We start from the raw sequence: 20,025 nt of genomic DNA, 5'->3' as shown, positions 1-20,025 counted from the left end.
ATTGCAAACGCCGGACTATGAACATCACAGTCACACCTGCTGTTATTAATACAAAACTACACGAATCATGAATGACAGAGAAAAAAGAGTGCTTGTAGGTATGAGCGGCGGTATAGACAGTTCCGCCACATGCATCATGCTTCAGGAACAAGGATATGAAGTAGTGGGCGTAACCATGCGTACATGGGATATAGCGTCACAGTTCTCCACCCCCGGACAGGAAGAGCCGAACTTTGTACTCGAGGCAAGGGAACTCGCAGCCAGATTAGGAATAGAACACCATGTGGCCGACGTACGCGAAGAGTTCAAGCAGGTGATAGTGAAGTATTTCATAGACGAATATATGCGTGGACGTACTCCCAACCCATGTGTAATGTGTAATCCGTTGTTCAAGGAAAGGATACTGTGTGAATGGGCGGACAAGACCAACTGTGCGCACATCGCTACAGGGCACTACTGCCGCATGGAAGACAGGAACGGCAACAGATATATCCTCACAGGTGACGACAGTACCAAAGATCAGTCTTACTTCCTGTGGAAGCTACCTCAGGAGATACTTAAACGGATGATGTTTCCGTTAGGCGGAATGACCAAAGTAGAAGTAAGGGAATATCTCGCTTCGAAAGGATTCGAGGCAAAAGCCAAAGGCGGCGAGAGCATGGAAATATGCTTTATCGACAAAGATTACAGAGATTTCCTGAAAGAACATTGTCCGGACATTGACGAAAAGATAGGTCCGGGATGGTTTGTTGACAGCAAAGGGCTTAAACTCGGTCAGCACAAGGGCTTTGCCTATTATACCATAGGTCAGCGCAAAGGCCTTGAAATAGCACTGGGAAAACCTGCGTACGTACTGAAAATAAATCCTCTGAAAAATACAGTAATGTTGGGTGACGCCGAACAGCTTAAGACAGAATATATGCTCGTAGAGGACATCAATACAGCCGATATCAACGAGATACTCTCCTGCCCTGAGCTTTCAGTAAGAATACGCTACAGAAGCAAGCCGATTCCATGCACCGCTACCCTACTGGACGACGGACGCATGATTGTACATTTCGGTACAGAAGCATCGGCTATCACCCCAGGACAGTCTGCCGTATTCTACGATGGGAACCGCGTTTTGGGAGGCGGATTCATAGCCTTCCAAAACGAAGTGAAGAAGATTGTCAGCGGTATGACGCAGCAAACTCTTTAGACACCGAATTATGTACACTGCGGCACACTTCCGCGCTGAAGTCAATACCGCAGCGTATCACTTTGTCCCAATCTGCTTCTGAAAGAGTGGACAAATCGTCTTTCCCTATATTATTCTTTATAAGCCCATATACGACGCCGGCGTTAAAATTATCTCCGGCGCCTATGGTGCTTACCGTTTCTACAGGTTCCACGCCGTATGTCTTCTTTAATTTACCGTAATAGAGATGTATATCCTTGTCGGCATCCGTACAAATGAAGTTCTTGCAGTAGAAACCCACATTATTCTTATAAACCTTATCCGGATCGCCTGTATTGAACAGATTCTGGAAATCCTCAGTCGAACCGCGCAGAATATCGGCATACTCGAAGTTCTCAAGCACAGTAGGCATCAGCTTGATGGCCTCCGACAGATGGTTACTCCTGAAATTCACGTCATAATATATAATGGCTTCATTACTCTTGGCCTTGTCCAGTATCTCCTTAATCTTATCGCGAAGCAAAGGAGATATTGCGTAATACGATCCTATCATCAGGATGTCGTCCTTCTGTATATCAGGCATTTTCACGTCAAGCCTCAACTTAGGATAATCCTTGTAGAAAATGTATTCAGCATCGTTCCTTTCATTCAGAAAAGCCAATGATACCGGTGATTTCCCGTCAGGAAACACATTCACGCTGTCTGTCCTCACACCATTCTCGCGCATATTGTCAAGAATAATCTGACCTACCTTGTCATTACCTGTCTCGCTGATGAACGTTACGTCCATCCCCATTCTTCCCAATGATACCACTCCGTTATACACCGAACCTCCCGGCACAGCAGCCTGTGGCTGTCCATCTCTGAAAAGTATATCGAGTATGGTCTCTCCTATTCCTATAATCTTTCGCATTTTACAGTTGTTGGTTTTTAGTTGTTAGTTGTTGGACCCTTATTTAATCAATTCCACAAGTTCTTCAAGCGAATCGGCTACCTTAAAGAAGTTTTTAAGCGGCGAATGGGCGAAATGTTGTTTTTCCAATCCGTCCAAAAAAGCTATCACGCCGTCCCAAAAGCCATTTATATTGTAGAATATCACCTGTTTACGGTGATAACCTATTGTAGCAGAAGCCATGACGCTGAACACCTCGTCAAGTGTCCCAACGCCTCCTGGCAGCGCTATTGCCACTTCCGATTCACGTAACATCACGTCCTTTCTGTCGCTCAGATTGTCCGTACGGAAAATCACGTCGCAAAGGTCGCTCGTCTTTCCTCGTTCTTCCACTATGGTAGGCACTACCCCCATCACCATAGCTCCATGCGCCTTAGCCTCGGCGGCTATCACTTCCATCAGTCCGGAATTTGTCCCGCCATAAACTAAAGTTTTCCTGTTATCCCCCATCCAGGCACCTAACTCGCGTGCCTTTTCGGCATAAATATTATCAATGTCCTGCGATGCAGAACAGAAAACAGCTATACGTTCCATATATATGAATTTTACTTACAAATATGAACATAAATATTGATACTTTTATATGCCTAAGACGTTTTTTTAAAACGCCTTGACATTTTACTTAAAACGACAGCACGTTTTACCTAAAACGACAGCTCATTTTTTTATACCGAAAACCTTTCTTAAATTTGCAGCCTCAAAAAACTTCAGAATGAATACAATATCCACACATACATTAGCTAACGGACTGAGGATAATTCACAGCCCCAGCCCTACAGACGTAGTCTATTGCGGATACGCCATAAACGCAGGGACACGCGATGAAAAGGACAACGAACAGGGTATAGCCCACTTTGTAGAGCATCTTCTGTTCAAAGGAACCACCCACCGCCGGGCATGGCACATCTTGAACCGCATGGAGAACGTTGGCGGCGACCTTAACGCATACACCAACAAAGAAGAGACCGTAGTTTACAGCACTTTTCTGAAACAGCATTTCATGCGTGCGGCCGAGCTGCTGACAGACATAGTGTTCCACAGCACATTCCCCGAAAATCAGATTGAAAAAGAGGTAGAAGTAATCATCGACGAAATTCAAAGCTACGAGGACAGTCCTGCCGAACTTATATTCGACGATTTCGAAGAATTGATATTTCCGGAACATCCTTTGGGAAGAAATATCCTTGGAAAACCTGAACTGCTCAGGGGATTCGATTCCGAAGATGCCCTCCGCTTTACTCATGACAGATACAAAACCGGTAATATGGTATTCTTTGTTTTGGGAAATATTCCGTTCAGGAAAGTAGTCAGTACAATAGAAAAGCTTACACACGACATACCGGCATATCTCACACCAATAGAAGGACGTACCACTCCCCTGCCATACACGCCGCATAGCCTTACACTGAACAAGGACACTCACCAGTCGCACGTCATGATAGGTACACGGGCATACGATGCCCATAACAGCCGACGCACAGGATTATATCTACTAAATAACATACTTGGTGGTCCAGGTATGAACAGCCGATTGAATGTAGTCCTAAGAGAGAAAAACGCCCTCGTATATAACGTCGAATCCAATCTTACATCATATACAGACACAGGAGTGTTCAGCATATATTTCGGTTGTGACCAAGAGGACAAGGACCGCTGTATAGAACTTACAATGAAAGAACTCAAAAAACTGAGAGACAACATGATGAAAGAGAGCCAGCTATCTGCAGCCAAAAAACAGATAATCGGACAGCTTGGAGTGGCATCAGACAATTTTGAGAACTGTGCCCTCGATATGGGAAAATGTTTTCTCCATTACAACCGCTACGAAGAAAAGGAAGAAGTCTATAAACGCATAGAAAGTATCACGGCACAAGAACTTCTTGAAATATCCAACGAAATATTAAACGAAGACAGACTGTCAACACTGATATATTACTAACCAGTTTCATTCATACAAAGGAAAATCTCACTTCAAGCCACTGTTTGAGGTGAGATTTTCTTTTTATAAAACATCATTAAAAAACAAATAACAAAAAAATATTTACCACATAGTAGTGATTTTTTACATAATAGTACACGATAATGACCGAATGGTAACAAAAGTCAAAAACATCATTTGTAAAAGCGTAAATATAAGGATATTTTTGAGTGAAAAACAGAACAAGCTTTTATATAACTCTATTAACAGGAAACCACTATCTATGAGCAAGTTAAATATCCATAGAAAAGCCAAGGACTCATTAAAGATTAAATTATTAGTAAACGAATGGGTAGAAAAAAAAGAATATCTCCAACACGATATTGGAATAGAAAAACTTGGGGCCGAACTTGGAATAAACCGTACTTATATCTCGAATTTTATCAACGACACTTACAATTCGAATTTTAATACATGGATTCACAAAATGAGAGTTGATGAAGCCAAAAAAATAATGACTGACAATCCGAACATTACAATGGGACAAATTGCGGTAATGACAGGATACAACGACCAGGCTCATTTCAGCAAGCAATTTAAGATAATAACCGGCATATCACCGATGAAATGGAGGAAAGAACAAACAAACAGAAATTAAATGTCTATTAAAAACTTAAAGTATTAATCTAAAAAACATTATCTTTGTGGCAGTATTTATCTTGACAAACAATAAACCACATTATAATGAAAATAGAAGACAAGCTGACAGCTGCCGTAATTGAAGGTATCAAACAGTTGTACGGACAGGATGTGCCTGAAAAAATGGTGCAGTTACAGAAGACCAAGAAAGAGTTCGAAGGTCATTTGACACTGGTTGTGTTCCCTTTCCTGAAAATGTCAAAGAAAGGTCCTGAACAGACTGCACAGGAAATAGGTGAATATCTGAAAAAGAATGAACCTGCAATTGCAGATTTCAATGTCATAAAGGGATTCTTGAATCTTACTATAGCATCCGGTGTGTGGGTAGAACTGCTCAACACTATCAACAAAGACGAAAAGTGGGGTATCAAAGAAGCTAAAGAAGATTCTCCACTGGTAATGATTGAATATTCATCGCCTAATACCAACAAGCCTCTGCACTTAGGACATGTGCGTAACAATCTGCTTGGTAACGCATTAGCTAACGTTATGGCTGCTAACGGTAACAAAGTGGTAAAGACCAATATCGTAAACGACCGTGGTATCCATATCTGCAAATCTATGCTGGCGTGGCTAAAATACGGCAACGGCGAGACACCGGAGTCTTCAGGCAAGAAGGGCGACCACCTGATAGGTGATTACTACGTGGCTTTCGACAAGCACTATAAAGCTGAAGTCAAAGAACTTACCGCAAAATTCATGGCTGAAGGAATGAACGAGGAAGAAGCCAAGGCTAAAGCTGAGGCTGAATCGCCTTTGATGCTCGAAGCACGCGAAATGCTCCGCAAATGGGAAGCTAACGATCCGGAAGTACGCGGTCTGTGGAAGATGATGAACGACTGGGTTTATGCCGGTTTCGACGAGACATACAAGATGATGGGCGTAAGCTTCGACAAGATATACTACGAATCCGAAACTTATCTGGAAGGTAAGGAAAAGGTCATGGAAGGACTTGAGAAAGGTTTCTTCTTCCGCAAGGAAGACGGTTCTGTATGGGCCGACCTTACTGCCGAAGGTCTTGACCACAAGCTTCTGCTCCGTGGTGACGGTACATCGGTATATATGACACAGGACATAGGTACCGCCAAACTGCGATTCCAGGACTACCCTATCAACAAGATGATTTACGTGGTTGGTAACGAACAGAACTATCATTTCCAGGTTCTTTCTATACTGCTCGACAAGCTTGGTTTCGAATGGGGTAAAGACCTTGTACACTTCTCATACGGTATGGTGGAACTCCCTGAAGGTAAGATGAAGAGCCGCGAAGGTACCGTAGTCGATGCAGACGACCTGATGGAGGCAATGATTGAAACAGCGAAGGAAACAAGTGCCGAACTTGGCAAACTTGACGGTCTGTCTAAAGAAGAAGCTGACGATATAGCACGTATAGTAGGTCTCGGAGCATTGAAATATTTCATTCTGAAGGTGGACGCAAGAAAGAACATGACCTTCAATCCTAAGGAATCCATCGATTTCAACGGTAACACAGGACCATTCATACAATATACTTACGCACGTATCCAGTCTATTTTGAGAAAAGCTGCCGAAGCCGGTATCACAATACCTGAAACTCTTAATGCTGACATCGAACTCAGCACTAAGGAAGAAGGTCTGATACAGATGCTTGCCGACTTCAGAAATGTTGTAGCACAGGCAGGAAGCGACTACAATCCTTCTATCATTGCCAACTATGCTTACGACTTAGTTAAGGAATACAATCAGTTCTATCACGATTTCAGCATACTGCGCGAAGAGAACGAGGCTCTCAAGGTGTTCCGTCTTGAACTGAGCAAGAATGTAGGTAAGATTGTGAAATTAGCTATGGGACTGCTTGGTATCGAAGTACCTGAAAGAATGTAATAATGGCTGAAAAAAAATACTATACAGTCTGGAAAGGTGTCAATCCTGGTGTATATGACTCATGGACCGACTGCCAGCTCCAGATAAAAGGTTTCAAAGGCGCGCTCTACAAATCCTTCAGTACAAGGGAGGAAGCAGAGCACGCCTTTGCTTCGCCTGCATACGAGTTTCTTAATCCTTCTGGAAGAAAAAAAAGTGGAAGCATCGAGAAGAAACAGGAGTGTAATCTGCCGGAAGACTTCAATTTCGAATGTATAGCAGTTGATGCCGCATGTAGCGGTAATCCGGGAATGATGGAATACCGTGGCGTATATCTACGTACGGGAGAACAGATTTTCCACTACGGACCGGTTTATGGAACAAACAATATAGGTGAGTTTCTTGCCATAGTACACGGACTGGCATTGCTGAAACAGAAAGGACTGGACATGCCTATATATTCCGACAGCAGAAACGCTCAACTGTGGGTAAAACGGAAAAAATGCAAGACCAATCTCGTGAGAAACGCCAAGACGGAAGAGCTGTTCAAGTATATTGAAAGGGCCGAGAACTGGCTTAAGAACAACTCCTACTCCACTCCTATCCTGAAATGGCAGACTGACCAGTGGGGAGAGATTCCTGCCGATTTCGGACGAAAATAGACAAAATTATAACGCTGTTTAAACAGTATTCAAATACTATTCAAATACCGTTTAAACAGCGTTTAATCATATTACGGCTGTATTATTATTCCCAGTTATCAGTACGGAACGGATACATAGGAAGTTCACGAAGATTTGCAACATTGCCCGGCTTGAAATCGCGGAAACAATAGCGTACAGCTACAGGATTCTTAACCTTGTCCGATTTAACCTTTATCTGAAGATTGTTATACACCTCTGCCTCTGCAGGATAAAATACTTTATCTTCTCCAGCAATTTCAAATCCTTCCATACCTTTCAAACGGTTGAAACCATCTTTTGCATAATCAAACGAAAGAATTGCAGCACCGTCTTTTATCTCCATAGATTTATACACAGGTCCCATATCTTCCATACCCTTGAATCCGTATGTACGGCTCAATGCCATATACGCCAGACGTTTACCCACATCTGTTTTGTTCTTTGGATGTATATTGCCTTTTTCGTATTCTTCCACAAGGTCGTTAGTAGAAATCATTCCACTGTTTGAGATTATTGACTGTGCCTTGAACTGTGCCTCGCGAAGCAATGCACTGCCGTTAGTCTCACGCGAACCAAAAGGAGCAATCTCAACATAATAGAATGGAAGTTCACCAAGTCCCCATTCCTTTCTCCAAAGTTCAACCATCGTTTTCAGACGTTCAGGATATGTCTTGTGTTTTCCGACGTTAGATTCTCCCTGATACCACAGAAAACCTTTTATAGTGTAGTTCTGTAGCGGCTTAAGCATACCGTTGTACATCAGTGTAGGGCTCATGTAATGCCACCAGTCATGTCCGTCTTCCTTACGGATGTCTTTCTTCAAATTGATATCCTTATACTGTGATACTATGTCACGTGGAAGCCAACCCTCTACAGTACTTCCACCCCAACTACAGTTAATTATTCCCACAGGAATATCCAGCACGCGGTTCATCATCATGGCAAAGTTGAATGCTGTAGCACTAAACGCACCCGCATTTGCCGGATTACTTACTTTCCAGCTTCCCTTACATCTATCTACAGGTTCTAACTGACCGTTTTTTTCAACTGTGGCAACACGTATCCCCTTCCATTGTGAAGCAGTTGCTATAGTCTCGTTTGCACCTTCTATCGGACAATTCCAGAAACCAGCCAGAGGCATTTCCATATTAGACTGTCCAGAACAGAACCACACCTCTCCTATCAATATATTATTCAAAGTTGTCACCTCTTCGTCTGAAAGTGTTATGGTATATGGTGTATAGCTTGCCGATGGTGTCTGTATCTCTGCTATCCACTTTCCATCATTATCCGTTTTCACGGTATAAACATTGTTTGTCCATGACGGACTTATACTTACTTCAGCATTTGCCTTAGCTGTTCCCCAAAGTTTAACTTCGGTTTGTTGCTGCAATACCATATTATCACTCAAAATCTCCGGCAAATCAACTTTTGCCCATGCGCCCATCTGCATCAGCATGAGTGCTGCTAACAATGTTTTTCTCATATCTTTAAAGTTTTCCACAAAAATAATACATCGCAGACAATTAATATGATATTATTATATCTAAAATTGTAACAATTTTGAAAAGGGAAATATACATAATCTTTACACCAGCGTTTCGACAATGTAATACACCAAAGATACTTTTGCACCCAGAAAACATTGTTTAACAACCAAAGAAATGAAAACAAAACTTTATCAAACTATTTTGATCTTTATAGTTCTGTTCAATTGCACAGGACTATTGTTGGCACAAGACAACAAAGCTATTATTTCAGGTATTGTCACCGATGAAACAAAAATGGGAGTAATTGGTGCTGCAGTACAAATTAAAAATGAGTCAACAGGTTTCAGCACCGGATCAATCACTAACGAAAACGGTGAATACACCATCAAGCAGCTGCCTCTTGGCGGTCCTTACAGCATCACTGTTTCATACGTCGGTTACGGTGACCAGAAAAGAACAGGATATACACTAAACCAGGGAGATGTAGTCCGCATAGACTTCCAGATGAAAGAAGAAAGCGTTACTCTTGAAACTGTTGAGGTTGTGGCAAACTCTCTAAAAAACACAATCTCCACTACTGGTTCGGCAACCTCTGTAACAGAAAGAGACCTGGCCAAACTTCCGGTCAACGGACGTAACTTTACTTCACTTGTCGATCTTTCTCCTCTCAGTACAGGTTCGAGCCTTTCAGGACAGCTTGCTTCGTCAACCAACTATACTATTGACGGTATGACAGCAAAGAATCCTACTTCGGGTGGTAGTACAACAAGCCGTAACGGTGTTCCTTACGCTATTTCAATGGAAGCTATCCGCGAATTCAAGGTAGTAACAAACCAATATGACGTAACTAACGGACGTGCCGGAGGTGGTACAGTAAGTACTGTAACAAAGTCGGGAACAAACACTTTCAAAGGTAGCGCATTTACATTTGCACGCGCAAACTGGCTGTCAAGCCCCTATGACATACGTGGAAACAAGAGAAACAACGACTTCTCAACTTATCAGTTTGGTGCATCGTTAAGCGGTGCCATTGTAAAGGATAGGGCACATTTCTTCATCGCTTGGGACCACCAGGCAGACTCACGTCCGCTATACATCGCTGATATTCAAAGCGCTGCAGACGAAAAGCGTTATAATCTAAGTACCGAGACTCGCGACAGATACTTACAGATTGCACGCGACAAATATGGAGTTTCACAAAATCCACAATTCGGAGCTTTCGACAAGAAACAAAGTACTGACGCCGTATTTGCACGTATCGACTGGCAGATAAACGCCACAAACCTGTTGACTTTCACAGACAACTTTGTGAACGACATGAACAACATGGGACTTGGCGACAATACCGCAATCAACATTTATGAATCATACGGAGACGTTCATTCGTTAAACAATAGTGCCATGGCCACATTGCGTTCTGTAGTAGGTCCTAAGGGTACTAACGAACTGAAAATACAACACTTATATACTCTGGAAGAGTCTATGCCGGGAAAAGAGCTTCCATCGGAAAACATTCCACGTGCTATTGTAAGCAATGTAGAATCACAGATTGACGGTAAGACTGCAGTTACAAGCATACAGCTTGGAGGACAACGTTACAGCCCTGAAAACTTCTACAACCACGTTCTTCAACTTGTAGATAACTTCTATTACAGTACAAACAAAATAAACTACACATACGGTATCGACATGATGTACACATACATGAACTCAAGATACGGTAGTGAGGCTAACGGACGTTTCTATTTCAACGGACTTGATGCTTTCGACAATCTTGAACCATACCGCTATGTACGTGAGGTTTACCTGACAGACGATGAACGTGTAAAACAGAATATCCTTAATGCCGGCGCATACGCTCAGTTGCAGACTAAACTGTTCAAAGGATTTGAGCTGGTTGCAGGATTGCGTCTGGACAATGCCACTTACTTCAATCATGGAGCTTTCAATCAGACTGTTTACGATGAACTGGGACTTCGCACAGACAACGGAATGTCAACATTCCAGGTACAGCCTCGTTTGCAGATTACATGGGATATAAACGACAAACACAAAGACATCATACGTGCAGGTGCAGGTATATTCGCTTCGGATATCAACAACTATGCAATGATTAACAATATGGTGTTCGACGGTACAAAGACAGCATCAATAGACATCACTCTTGACAAAAACAGTTCAAACTATAATGAGATGCTGAATCTGATAAGACCGAATTTCCCTTCATATCGTGAAGATCCTTCCACAGCACCGGGAAAAGAGCTGTTCGAGAATCCTAACGTAGAGAAGACTTCTACAATCAACATGAATGGGGCAGACTGCAGGGTTCCGGTAATCTACAAAGCCAACCTTTCTTACACACACTTCTTCAACGACCGATTGAAAATGAGCGTAGCCGGATATATGACTTTAGGACGCAACAACTATATGTATATTGACAGAAACATGGTGGACGATCCTTATTTCCGCATTGAAGCTGAAGGAAACCGCGGAGTATATGTACCTGCAAATACTATCGACGCCAAAGGTGTAGCAAACTGGAAGCAGGGTAGAAAGACCACTGAAGTGGGCCGCGTCCTTGAAATGGTAAGCGAAGGTAAGGTTAATCAATTCGCATTCGTAATTGACGGTACATGGAGATATTTCAAGGACGGAGAACTTTCATTCAGCTATACTTGGAATGATACTAAAGATAATACTTCATACAACGGTAACGTAGCCAACTCAGCAACTCGGTCACAGATGGTTGTTGACGATCCTCGCGACTTGAGCAAGATGTCTTACTCAAACAACCAGTTCCGCCACAAAGTGGTAGTTTACGGTTCGGCTCCTACATTCTGGGGTATCAGCGTAGGCGCACGCTTCTCTGGTATTGGAGGTACACGCTATTCACTTATAGTAGACGGTAATGTAAACGGTGACTTCGTTGACTCTAACGACCTGGCTTATATCTACGACCCGAACGATCCTAAGACTCCTGAATATCTGCGTAACGGCATCAACGATATCCTGAACAACCCTGATGTGGAAGAAAGTACAAAAGACTATATCAGAAAAAGCTTCGGCAAAGTGGCAGAACGTAATGGCGGTGTAAACGGTTTCTATGGCACACTTGATTTAAGACTTGCCAAAAAATTCAAGATTTACAAACAGCAGAATCTCGAACTGTCAGTTGATATCTTCAACGTAGCAAACCTCCTGAACAAGAACTGGGGAGCGGGACATAACCTTGGAGCACAGAAAATATATAGCATAAAAGGTTTTGATCAGGATAAAAAAGAATATATTTACAACGTAAATGCTAATACAGGCGTATCAAGCCTTAACGGTACTCCATACCAGTTCCAGATTGGTTTAAGATATGCTTTCTAATAAAAACTGATATATTAAACAATAAATATTATGGAACTTAAAAACATTCTTTTGGGATGCACACTGGCATTCATGACTTACACTGCACAGGCACAGACACAGATAATAGCTCATCGCGGATACTGGAAAACAGAGAATTCTGCCCAAAACTCAATTACCGGACTGAAGAAAGCAGCAGAAGCAAAAGTTTACGGTTCGGAATTTGATGTTCAGCTCACAGGTGATGGAGTAATTGTAGTGAACCACGATGACAACGTAAACGGAATAACAATTGCCGAAGTTCCTTACAGCAAACTTAACGGAATAAAGCTGAAGAACGGAGAAAAAATCCCGACACTGAAAGAATATCTTGCAGAAGGAAAGAAATTAAAGGATATACAGATGATACTGGAAATCAAGCCTCACAAGACAAAAGAACAGGAAAAGGAAATTTCAGAGAAAGCCGTTAAAATGGTAAAGGAAGCAGGAATGGAAAAACAAGTGGAATACATTTCATTCAGCAAATACATTTGTGAGACCCTAGCACAACTAACTCCAGAATCCGAGATAGCATATCTGAAGGGGGATATCTCGCCTAAAGAGCTTAAGGAAAAGGGAATAAATGGTATAGACTATCATTACAAAGTATTCGAGAAAAAACCTGAATGGGTAAAAGAGGCACACGATTTAGGCATGAAAGTGAATGTATGGACAGTCAACAATACAGAAGACATTAAAAACATGCTCAAACTGAATGTTGATTATATCACTACAGACCATCCTGTAGAGGCTGCCGGACTTGCAAGTAACAAGAATTAAACAAAAACATAACACTTAGGAAATAGGGATGTAATATTGCATCCCTATTTTTGTATCGTGAAATTAAAACATGAAAGAGATGAAAACAACAATTTTCAAAGGTATTATTTTTGGATTATCTGTATTGGGACTCTCACTATCTGCAAATGCAGAAGACTATGTAAACGAAAACAGCAATGTTTCTACCAAGAAGGTACTTGTCATCGGTCTGGATAACGTAAACTCAAACTACTTTCCACAAAGTATGATTACAGAAGAAACAGGGATACCAACCGACAGTATCAGCTACACTTATAACAAGATTATCACAAACAACATTATCCAGTCAAACAAAGACAAGGATTATACGTTTGTTTCCCCGGTTGTTTCATCCGAGATAAACGAAATCATAGACGACATTCAGCTGAAAGGGGAGGAGGAAGAAAGATATATCGACCTCAGCAGTATCGACAATAATGAATATCATCGACTTATTGATGCCTCAAACGCCGACTATGTACTGTTCTTGAATCAGCACTATTTGAAATGGCAGGAAAAGCCTCTAAGAACACTTTTCCACTTTGTAAGTTACTCTCTGTATGACAAAAACCAGAAAGAAATCACAAAGGGAAATAACTATTTCACTTGCATGAACCTCGAAAAGGCAGACAAATTGAGCAAGGCTAGCCGTAAGAGTTCATCAAAAATAGCTTCTACTGTGATAAAAAGCATTAAGAAATAAATATCAACTACGGAAACTTCTAATAAATACCATATCACATCCATGATACGATCATGCCAGGCCCATTCATGTATCGTATCATTTTTTTATTTCACACGCCTGTTTAACTGATTGTTGGCCTTTTCCGGTTTTGACTTTCCTACACGTTTACCGCTACTTTTCTTTTTTGCATTCTGCTTGGCTTTAAAAGCAAAGGGATTGTTATTCTTCTTTATCGGCATAATTGTTAATGTATTAATCTGATACAAAAATACAGCATTTCAGAATGCTACAATGCACGAAACACCCAGTTTAACCTAATTATGATATAATTTAGAGAGCTTTTGGGTTATTTTATATACCTTTATACCCCGTTAGAAAAGACGATGTCATAAATTATGGGAAAAATAATACTTGTAACCGGCGGCCAGCGCTCTGGTAAAAGCTCATATGCCGAACGACTTGCACTATCACTGTCAGAAAATCCGGTTTATGTAGCTACGGCACACATATGGGATGACGAATTCAGGGAAAGAGTGAAACGGCATCAGCAAGGCAGAGGCAGGAACTGGACAAATATAGAAGAAGAAAAATATCTGGGAAATATTGATATTACGGACAGGGTAGCGGTAGTGGACTGCATAACACTGTGGTGTACTAATTTCTATTTTGAGACACAGGATATAGAGAAATCCCTGGAAATGGTAAAAACTGAATTTGACAAGTTCACATCACAAGACGCAACTTTCATATTCGTAACAAACGAGATTGGAATGGGAGGGACATCGGAAAACAAAGTACAGCGTATGTTTACCGACCTTTTGGGATGGGCAAACCAGTATATTGCGTCGAAAGCCGATGAAGTAATTCTTATGGTAAGTGGAATACCTATGAAAATTAAATGATATGATAAACTTTAACATCAAACTTACGGCAAACAAGAGTCTGGAAGAAAAAGCCGTAAACAAAATAAACAACCTTACAAAGCCTAAAGGCTCTCTAGGAAGACTTGAAGAACTGGCACTGCAAATTTGCATGATTCAGGAAACAACCGAACCTCAACTTAAAAATCCTCATAACATACTTTTTGCTGCCGACCACGGTATAGTGGAAGAGGGGGTGAGCCTGTCTCCAAAGGAAATAACATGGCAACAGATAAGCAATTTCCTGCACGGAGGAGCAGGTATCAACTTCCTGTGCAGACAACATGGATTCAAGTTCGTTATCGTTGATTCAGGTGTTGACTATGATTTACCCAAAGATAAAGGAATAATAGACAGGAAAATAAACCGTGGTACAAGAAATTTCCTGCACGGAGATGCAATGACCGTGGAAGAAATGGAAAAATGTCTGACATACGGAGCTGAATGTGTTACAAATGCCTATAACGACGGATGCAACATTGTAAGTTTCGGCGAAATGGGAATAGGAAACACCTCGGCTTCATCACTCTGGATGACATGCTTCACTAATATTCCGTTAAAACAATGTGTAGGCGCAGGAAGCGGGCTTGACAATGCAGGAATAAACCACAAATACAATGTCTTGAAACAGGCTCTCGACAACTTCAAAGACGAATATACTGTAGAAAACGTTATGAAACGTTTTGGAGGATACGAAATGGTAATGGCAGTAGGAGGTATGCTCCGTGCCGCTGAACTAAGGATGATTATACTTGTGGACGGTTTTATAATGACAAACTGTATCCTTGCAGCTTCCATGATAAACCTAAACGTTAAAGATTATGCTATTTTCGGACATGTAGGCGACGAAAGCGGACACAAGCTAATTCTGGATTATATGAACGCAAAACCTATACTAAGTCTTTCTCTGAGGCTGGGAGAGGGTTCCGGAGCAGTATGTGCATATCCTATAATCGACTCGGCAGTGAGAATGATTAACGAGATGGATAATTTCAGCAATGCGTCTATAACAAAATATTTTTGACAAGCAGACATGAACAACATACTTGCAGCACTAATGTTCTTTACACGGCTTCCATTTTGGAAAATAAAGACAGTTCCGGAAGAAAGTTTCAAGCACGTTGTAAGCTACTGGAGTTTCAGCGGATGGATAATAGGCGGAGCAATGGCACTCGTGTTTTGGGGTGCCTCTCATTTATTCAACATAGAGATATCCGTAATACTTGCCCTGATATCAAGAATCATGATAACCGGAGCCTTGCATGAAGACGGATTTGCAGATTTTTTCGATGGTATGGGAGGGGGAAGAGACAAGACAGGAATACTCAGAATAATGAAAGACTCACACATTGGCAGCTACGGAGTGCTTGCTTTGATTTTATATTATCTGACTGTTTACTCTGTATTGTCATCATTACCAAAGGAAGTAATACCTGCAACACTACTATGCGGCGATACTTTCTGCAAGTTTGTTTGCGGACATATAATAAATCTGCTTCCTTATGCTCGCAATGAAGCAGAAAGTAAAGCCAAAGTTGTTTATTCGGGAATGAGCATAAAAGAAAAACTCATATCATTGGCCGGAGGAATTATTCCACTGTATTTCTTCCCGCTGGAATACGTATGGGCACTGATAACTCCCGTTGCAATATTCATGTTCCTGATACTATATCTGAAAAAGAAAATAGGCGGATATACCGGCGACTGTTGCGGAGCTGTTTTCTTACTGTCCGAACTTGGTTTTCTTCTTACAATGGCAGCACTAACTTAACAATATATACAGATGAAACTATACATAGCAAGACATACATCGGTTGATGTACCACAAGGTACATGCTACGGACATACAGACATACCTTTGCGAAACACATTCAATGAAGAAGCCGAGGCTGTAAAACAGAAACTGGACGGTCTGCATTTCGATAAAGTCTATACCAGTCCCTTATCTCGATGTACCAGACTGGCTTCTTTCTGCGGTTTTGAAAATGCCATAAAGGAAAAAAGAATAATGGAAATAAACTTTGGCGAATGGGAGATGAAACCTTTCGACAGCATTATAGACCCACGGTTGCAAGACTGGTTCAACGATTTCATACACGTACGTCCTACAGGTGGAGAGTCATTCATTGACCTTTATGGCAGAGTGACACAGTTTCTGGAAGAACTTAAAAAGGAAGAAACAGGAAATGTACTGCTTTTTGCACACGGAGGAATATTGGTATGCACACAAGTATATACAGGAATGACCGAAATGAGCAAAGCATTCGAATTTGTCCCTCCATACGGCAGTGTAGCCGAGTTTGAACTATAATGATATTCTCAAATAATAAAACAACCAAAAATGATAAACGGACACGGAGACGATTTATATAACTATAGCAATATAAAAATAAACTTCAGCTCGAATGTTTATTCACATGTTGACCACAGCGGATTGTATGCCCATCTTTCAGGAGTAATGCAAAATATAATGACATATCCGGAACCTCAACCTTATTCTCTTGAAAAAGCCATAGCTGAGACACATGGCATCGACAAAGAAATGGTATGCGCAACAAATGGGGCAACAGAAGCGATATACCTTTTGGCACAGGCGTATAGGGACAGCAGTTCTGCCATACTTGTACCAACATTCAGCGAATATGCCGATGCATGTATTCTGAATTCGCACCGCCTTATCAAGTTCTACACACTGGAAACAATGCCTGATGAGGCTTCAATAATATGGATATGTAACCCTAATAACCCAACGGGCGAAGCATACGACAAAGAAAGAATTACAATACTTGCAGATAGATATCCGGGCAAACTGTTCATAATAGACCAGTCATATGAGGCATTTACACCTAAGAGACTTTTCAATCCTAACGACTCACTGGAACATCATAATATCGTACTCCTGCATTCTCTTACCAAACAATTTGCGGTTCCCGGACTGAGAATAGGATACATAACAGCCCATCCGACAATAATAAGCCGGATAAGGTCGTTCGTCAAACCATGGTCAGTAAATTCACTAGCCATATCGGCAGGAATTTACTTACTGAAACATAAACCGGAATATGAACTAAACCTCAATGCTCTGTTGGAAGAGCGTGAACGTGTAGCGTCCGAACTTGAAAAACTTGGAGTGCTTGAACCGTGGACATCCGACACACACTATATGCTCATCAGACTGCGTTTCGGAAATGCCAGAGCATTAAAAGAATATCTTGCATGCAATCACGGAATACTTATCCGTGACGCATCAAACTTCGACGGACTTGACAACAGTTATTTCCGTATAGCCATACAGACACCCGATGAAAACAACAAACTGATAAACGCTATAAAAGAATGGATATACAACTTCTAGTATTTGTCATTCCGTTTATTGCCGGTATTATATTAGACAAAATCTTAGGCGATCCGATGTGGCTGCCACATCCCGTAGTAGGCTTCGGAAAGACAATACATTTCTTTGAAAAAAGACTCAATAAAGGCGAACACAAGAAACTTAAAGGAGCACTAACGGCACTGTTTCTGGTCATAGCCGTATTCTGTATCTCATGGCTGGCTATTGACGTACTGTATTCGTTTCATAATACAATAGGAGTAACAGTGTCGAGCATTGCCGTATTTTTCTGTCTGGCAGGAAAAACACTTATCAATGAAGTCAGAATGGTATTTGCAGCCATTGACAGATCACTGGAAAAGGGACGTACACAAGTATCACGTATCGTTGGCCGCGACACATCCCAACTGACTGCCCAGGAAGTTCGTACCGCCGCACTGGAAACACTGGCGGAAAATCTTAGCGACGGAGTTATAGCTCCTCTTTTCTGGTTCTGTCTGTTGGGGGTACCTGGTATTATGACCTACAAGATGATAAATACCCTCGACTCAATGATAGGATACAAAAACGAGAGATACAAAGACTTCGGCTGTTGGGCTGCACATATCGACGATGTAGCAAACTACATTCCTGCAAGGCTTACTGCATTACTCATGGTAATGGCGTCCGGGAAACCAAGTCTGATAAAATTCGTAACAAAATACGGAAAATGTCATGCCAGTCCCAACTCCGGTTATCCTGAAGCGGCATTGGCAGGAATACTGGATTGCCGTTTCGGAGGGCCACATTCCTATTTTGGCGAAATGGTTTACAAACCGTTTATAGGTACCACAGAACGTATATTCACCCTGGGTGACGCAACAAAAGCAATAAGAATAAACATATTGTCGGAATACATGATGACAGGCATAATACTTGTTGTCCATTTGTTGCCTGTTATCCTTTAGGAAAAACAAATAACAATTATTTCATTCAAAAAAAGTTCATTTTATTATCAAAATAAGAAAATATAGTTTACTTTTGCCTGTATTACAATAGATATTAAGACAATATGACTTTATTCGATTATTCGCACATACTTACAGACACTGTTGACAAACTGTCGGACAACAACTCTTACCGCGGACTTTTCCACCAACATAAGGACGGAGAGCCTTTACCTTCGGGAAAAGCCCTGGAAGAAATCATCGACCTGTCGAGGGCAATATTGTTTCCTGGATATTTCGGAAAGTCGAATATCAACAGCCAGAACATAAACTATCATATCGGAGTCAATCTGGAAAGACTGTTCGAGTTGCTTACCGAACAGATACAGGCTGGTCTGTGCTTCGGAGTAGAAAACAACGGAATGGAAACCAAAGACGAACCATGCCGCGACACTGCCGCACGCTTAGCGTCAGAGTTTATCAGTCGTATGCCTGAGATAAGAAGCATACTTTCCACCGATGTGGAAGCAGCCTACTACGGCGACCCTGCCGCAACATGTTTCGGCGAGATAATCTGTTGTTATCCTATAATAAGGGCTATCACAAACTATAGAATAGCACACGAGCTATACACACTGAATGTTCCCCTCATTCCAAGAATAATGACAGAAATGGCTCATTCTGAAACCGGTATAGACATACACCCGGGAGCTACCATAGGACATCATTTTACTATCGACCACGGAACAGGTGTAGTGATAGGGGCTACATGCATTATAGGCAATAACGTGAAACTCTATCAGGGAGTCACACTCGGCGCCAAGAGTTTCCCGTTGGACGAAAACGGCAATCCTATCAAGGGAATACCAAGACATCCTATACTTGAAGATGATGTGGTGGTATATTCCAATGCCACCATACTTGGACGTATCACGATAGGAAAGGGGGCTACCATAGGGGGAAACATCTGGGTAACGGAAAGTGTACCTGCCGGAGCACGCATCGTACAGAGAAAAAACTGATTCAATATTCTATACAGTAAAAATACTCCGATACTGCCATTACGGCGGTACCGGAGTATTTTTCTATATATAAAAGTTATCTTAACCCAAGTTTGATAGCCAAAAAAAATTTTTAGTTATTTTTTAGCTGTATAATTTCACTAATCCATTGATTATCAGCTTTAGCATTTCTCAAAATTAAAATGTAGT

18 protein-coding genes are annotated in these 20,025 nt (G+C 41.5%); 15 read left to right on the top strand and 3 right to left on the bottom strand.

Annotation, left to right across the window (positions count from 1 at the left end):
• Window positions 1–67: 67 nt before the first annotated feature.
• Window positions 68–1,198 (top strand): tRNA 2-thiouridine(34) synthase MnmA, encoded by a 1,131-nt coding sequence (gene mnmA / locus H6A27_RS02100; protein WP_204403137.1) that lies wholly within the window; start codon window positions 68–70, stop codon window positions 1,196–1,198.
• Here mnmA and H6A27_RS02095 read toward each other — a convergent pair.
• A complete protein-coding gene (locus H6A27_RS02095) occupies window positions 1,170–2,090 on the bottom strand; it encodes a carbohydrate kinase family protein (protein ID WP_204507495.1) in 921 nt (306 codons plus the stop codon). The two genes, mnmA and H6A27_RS02095, sit on opposite strands and share 29 nt — an antisense overlap.
• Window positions 2,091–2,129: 39 nt before the next feature.
• The gene (locus H6A27_RS02090; RefSeq protein ID WP_204507494.1) at window positions 2,130–2,663 is read right to left on the bottom strand and encodes an LOG family protein; all 534 of its coding nucleotides are present in this window, start codon (window positions 2,661–2,663) and stop codon (window positions 2,130–2,132) included.
• A 178-nt stretch (window positions 2,664–2,841) separates the two neighbouring features.
• Between H6A27_RS02090 and H6A27_RS02085 the strand changes: the two genes are divergently transcribed.
• The 4 genes from H6A27_RS02085 (at window position 2,842) to H6A27_RS02070 (ending at window position 7,250) form a co-directional block, all read left to right on the top strand.
• Window positions 2,842–4,068, top strand: coding sequence for a M16 family metallopeptidase (locus H6A27_RS02085; RefSeq protein ID WP_204507493.1), 1,227 nt, complete (start codon window positions 2,842–2,844; stop codon window positions 4,066–4,068).
• A 262-nt stretch (window positions 4,069–4,330) separates the two neighbouring features.
• Window positions 4,331–4,705, top strand: a complete 375-nt coding sequence (locus tag H6A27_RS02080; RefSeq protein ID WP_235353492.1) for a helix-turn-helix domain-containing protein — start codon at window positions 4,331–4,333, stop codon at window positions 4,703–4,705.
• Between the two features lie 86 nt (window positions 4,706–4,791).
• On the top strand, window positions 4,792–6,609 hold the full coding sequence (argS, locus tag H6A27_RS02075) for an arginine--tRNA ligase (RefSeq protein ID WP_204507492.1): 1,818 nt from the start codon (window positions 4,792–4,794) through the stop codon (window positions 6,607–6,609).
• A gap of 2 nt (window positions 6,610–6,611) precedes the next feature.
• Window positions 6,612–7,250 (top strand): ribonuclease H1 domain-containing protein, encoded by a 639-nt coding sequence (locus H6A27_RS02070; RefSeq protein WP_204507491.1) that lies wholly within the window; start codon window positions 6,612–6,614, stop codon window positions 7,248–7,250.
• Between the two features lie 85 nt (window positions 7,251–7,335).
• Here the strand turns inward: H6A27_RS02070 and H6A27_RS02065 are convergent, their stop codons facing one another.
• A complete protein-coding gene (locus H6A27_RS02065; protein WP_204507490.1) occupies window positions 7,336–8,757 on the bottom strand; it encodes a sialate O-acetylesterase in 1,422 nt (473 codons plus the stop codon).
• A 178-nt stretch (window positions 8,758–8,935) separates the two neighbouring features.
• Between H6A27_RS02065 and H6A27_RS02060 the strand changes: the two genes are divergently transcribed.
• From H6A27_RS02060 to H6A27_RS02015, 10 genes are all read left to right on the top strand, one after another.
• Window positions 8,936–12,133: a TonB-dependent receptor gene (locus tag H6A27_RS02060; RefSeq protein ID WP_204507489.1), complete on the top strand. Its 3,198-nt coding sequence runs from the start codon at window positions 8,936–8,938 to the stop codon at window positions 12,131–12,133.
• Between the two features lie 30 nt (window positions 12,134–12,163).
• Window positions 12,164–12,931 carry a glycerophosphodiester phosphodiesterase gene (locus H6A27_RS02055; RefSeq protein ID WP_204507488.1) on the top strand — a complete coding sequence of 256 codons (768 nt, stop codon included), beginning with the start codon at window positions 12,164–12,166 and terminating at the stop codon, window positions 12,929–12,931.
• Between the two features lie 79 nt (window positions 12,932–13,010).
• Window positions 13,011–13,652, top strand: a complete 642-nt coding sequence (locus H6A27_RS02050; protein ID WP_235327389.1) for a hypothetical protein — start codon at window positions 13,011–13,013, stop codon at window positions 13,650–13,652.
• A gap of 377 nt (window positions 13,653–14,029) precedes the next feature.
• Complete coding sequence (gene cobU / locus H6A27_RS02045; RefSeq protein WP_204403120.1) at window positions 14,030–14,536, top strand: bifunctional adenosylcobinamide kinase/adenosylcobinamide-phosphate guanylyltransferase; 507 nt, start codon at window positions 14,030–14,032, stop codon at window positions 14,534–14,536.
• A gap of 1 nt (window position 14,537) precedes the next feature.
• Window positions 14,538–15,578, top strand: coding sequence for a nicotinate-nucleotide--dimethylbenzimidazole phosphoribosyltransferase (cobT, locus tag H6A27_RS02040; RefSeq protein ID WP_204403118.1), 1,041 nt, complete (start codon window positions 14,538–14,540; stop codon window positions 15,576–15,578).
• Window positions 15,579–15,587: 9 nt separating this feature from the next.
• Window positions 15,588–16,325 (top strand): adenosylcobinamide-GDP ribazoletransferase, encoded by a 738-nt coding sequence (gene cobS / locus H6A27_RS02035; protein WP_204403116.1) that lies wholly within the window; start codon window positions 15,588–15,590, stop codon window positions 16,323–16,325.
• Window positions 16,326–16,337: 12 nt separating this feature from the next.
• Window positions 16,338–16,865 (top strand): alpha-ribazole phosphatase, encoded by a 528-nt coding sequence (gene cobC, locus H6A27_RS02030; protein WP_204403114.1) that lies wholly within the window; start codon window positions 16,338–16,340, stop codon window positions 16,863–16,865.
• Window positions 16,866–16,895: 30 nt separating this feature from the next.
• Window positions 16,896–17,909, top strand: coding sequence for a threonine-phosphate decarboxylase (locus H6A27_RS02025; RefSeq protein ID WP_204507487.1), 1,014 nt, complete (start codon window positions 16,896–16,898; stop codon window positions 17,907–17,909).
• Window positions 17,891–18,835, top strand: coding sequence for an adenosylcobinamide-phosphate synthase CbiB (cbiB, locus tag H6A27_RS02020; RefSeq protein WP_204507486.1), 945 nt, complete (start codon window positions 17,891–17,893; stop codon window positions 18,833–18,835). Before H6A27_RS02025 ends, cbiB begins: the two co-directional genes overlap by 19 nt.
• A gap of 104 nt (window positions 18,836–18,939) precedes the next feature.
• A complete protein-coding gene (locus H6A27_RS02015; RefSeq protein WP_204507485.1) occupies window positions 18,940–19,836 on the top strand; it encodes a serine O-acetyltransferase in 897 nt (298 codons plus the stop codon).
• Window positions 19,837–20,025: the final 189 nt, after the last annotated feature.

This window comes from Bacteroides caecigallinarum, assembly GCF_016902295.1.
GTDB lineage: Bacteria > Bacteroidota > Bacteroidia > Bacteroidales > Bacteroidaceae > Phocaeicola > Phocaeicola caecigallinarum_A.
This window is presented reverse-complemented; position numbering and strand designations above follow the sequence as displayed.